Source organism: Ralstonia sp. RL (genome assembly GCF_001683835.1).
Taxonomy (GTDB): Bacteria; Pseudomonadota; Gammaproteobacteria; order Burkholderiales; family Burkholderiaceae; genus Ralstonia; species Ralstonia mannitolilytica.
Genome location: NZ_LWRX01000047.1, coordinates 1 through 2458, shown reverse-complemented (window position 1 = coordinate 2458; position 2458 = coordinate 1). Strand labels below are relative to the sequence as shown.

Sequence of the window (2458 nt, the reverse complement as noted above, 5' to 3'; positions counted from 1 at the left end):
TAGCGTGGACGATACCCCATCCGCACTGAACCTGACCGTACCGGAATTTTCCGCTGCGATGACCGGCGAAAAGACATTCAGGTTGTCCGACTACAAGGGCAAGACCTTGGTGTTGTATTTTTACCCCAAGGACAACACGCCCGGCTGCACCACGGAAGCCATGGAATTCCGCGACCTGTACCCGCAATTCCAGCAGGCGCATGCGGAAATCTTCGGCATCAGCCGCGACAGCATCCGCTCCCATGAAGGATTCAAGGCGAAACTGGCGCTGCCGTTCGAGCTGATCTCCGATCCGGAGGAAACGGTGTGCAACCTGTTCAACGTGATGAAAATGAAAAGCATGTACGGCAAGAAAGTGCGTGGCGTTGAGCGCAGCACATTTGTGATTGACGGCAGCGGGAAATTGGTGAAAGAATGGCGTGGAGTCAAGGTGCCTGGGCACGTTGACGAAGTTCTGGAATACGTCAAAACGCTCGCATAATCGCGTCCAACGCAGAACACATTGAATTTAAAAGATTTTTCTTACAGAAAGCCGTTTGTGGAAGAGGCCAGCAGCCTCCACCCAAACGGCTTTTGTATTTTGCAAACAGCTCACTCGACCAGTTCTCACCCTGCCCTGCAACCCGCCCGGCGCTGTTTGAGCCTCCTCGCATTCAGTTCAACACACTTTAGATTGAGGTCCTGATGCCACTACCTAAATTACCGACCAAACCCGCTGAACTGCTCTCTCCCGAGGACTACCCGAAGGCAGAGAAAGGCAAATCGGTAAAGCCCTTGATGACATTGGTGGAATCAACGCCGCAACCGACCGAAGCCACACCGAAGGCACGCGCCAAGACCGCCGAAAAATCGCCCGCGGCAAAACGCACCGCCAAGCAGAAAGACGTCGAGACGCTGATCAAGTCCAACGTCAGCCGCACCGCCGACAAGCTGGGCGTCACCAAGATTTTCGTGCTCGACACCAACGTGCTGATGCACGACCCGACCTCGCTGTTCCGCTTCGAGGAACATGACGTCTACCTGCCGATGATGACGCTGGAAGAACTGGACAACCACAAGAAGGGCATGTCCGAAGTCGCGCGCAACGCACGCCAGGTGTCGCGCTCGCTCGATGCGCTGGTGGCCGGCGTGGAAGAACATGCGATCGAGGAGGGCATCCCGCTGAACAAGCTGGGCAACAAGGATGCCAAGGGCCGCCTGTTCTTCCAGACCAAGCTGCAGACGATGGCGCTGCCGGAAGGACTGCCGATCGGCAAGGCCGACAACCAGATCCTCGGCGTGGTGCGCGCGCTGGAAAAGCAGTATCCGGACCGTCCGATCGTGCTGGTGTCGAAGGACATCAACATGCGCATCAAGGCGCGCGCGATGGGCCTGCCGGCGGAAGAGTATTTCAACGACCATGTGCTGGAAGACACCGACCTGCTTTATTCCGGCATCCTGCAACTGCCGGACGACTTCTGGAACAAGCACGGCAAGGGCATGGAATCGTGGCAGGAGAACAAGCACGGCACCGGCTACACCTTCTACCGCCTGAGCGGCCCGGCCGTGCCCTCCTTCCTGGTCAACCAGTTCGTGTACCTGGAACCGAAGACCGGCGAGGCGCCGTTCTACGGGCAGGTGAAACAGATCAACGGCAAGACCGCGGTGATCCAGACCCTGCGCGACTACACGCACGGCAAGAACAGCGTCTGGGGCATCACCGCGCGCAACCGCGAGCAGAATTTCGCGCTCAACCTGCTGATGAATCCGGACTGCGATTTCGTCACCCTGCTCGGCCAGGCCGGCACCGGCAAGACGCTGCTGGCGCTGGCGGCAGGCCTGGCGCAGGTACTGGAGACCAAACTCTACAACGAAATCATCGTCACCCGCGTCACGGTTCCGGTCGGCGAAGACATCGGCTTTTTGCCGGGCACCGAGGAAGAGAAGATGTCGCCGTGGATGGGCGCGTTCGACGACAACCTGGAAGTGCTGAACAAGTCGGACTCGGATGCCGGCGAATGGGGACGCGCCGCGACCCAGGATCTGATCCGCTCGCGCATCAAGATCAAGTCCTTGAACTTCATGCGCGGCCGCACCTTCGTCAACAAGTTCCTGATCATCGACGAAGCGCAGAACCTGACGCCGAAGCAGATGAAAACGCTGGTCACGCGCGCCGGCCCCGGCACCAAGATCGTTTGCCTCGGCAATATCGCGCAAATCGATACGCCCTACCTGACCGAAGGTTCGAGCGGCCTGACCTATGTGGTGGACCGCTTCAAGGGCTGGGCGCACAGCGGCCATGTGACGCTGGCGCGCGGCGAACGTTCGCGCCTGGCGGATCACGCGAGCGACGTGCTGTAACACTGCCTCTTATAAAAAAAGCCCGCAATTCGCATTGCGGGCTTTTTTGTCCTATGCGGCTCCGGTCAAAGAATCTTGGTGCCGATCCACCATGCGATCGCGGCGACGAAGGCCGAAG

General features: G+C 58.9%; 2 protein-coding genes. Both read left to right on the top strand.

The features are described from left to right. Positions 1 to 4: 4 nt before the first annotated feature. Positions 5 to 481 carry a peroxiredoxin gene (locus A6M56_RS05135; protein ID WP_286757841.1) on the top strand — a complete coding sequence of 159 codons (477 nt, stop codon included), beginning with the start codon at positions 5 to 7 and terminating at the stop codon, positions 479 to 481. Between the two features lie 203 nt (positions 482 to 684). Next, positions 685 to 2340: a PhoH family protein gene (locus tag A6M56_RS05130; protein WP_286757840.1), complete on the top strand. Its 1656-nt coding sequence runs from the start codon at positions 685 to 687 to the stop codon at positions 2338 to 2340. Positions 2341 to 2458 lie beyond the last annotated feature (118 nt).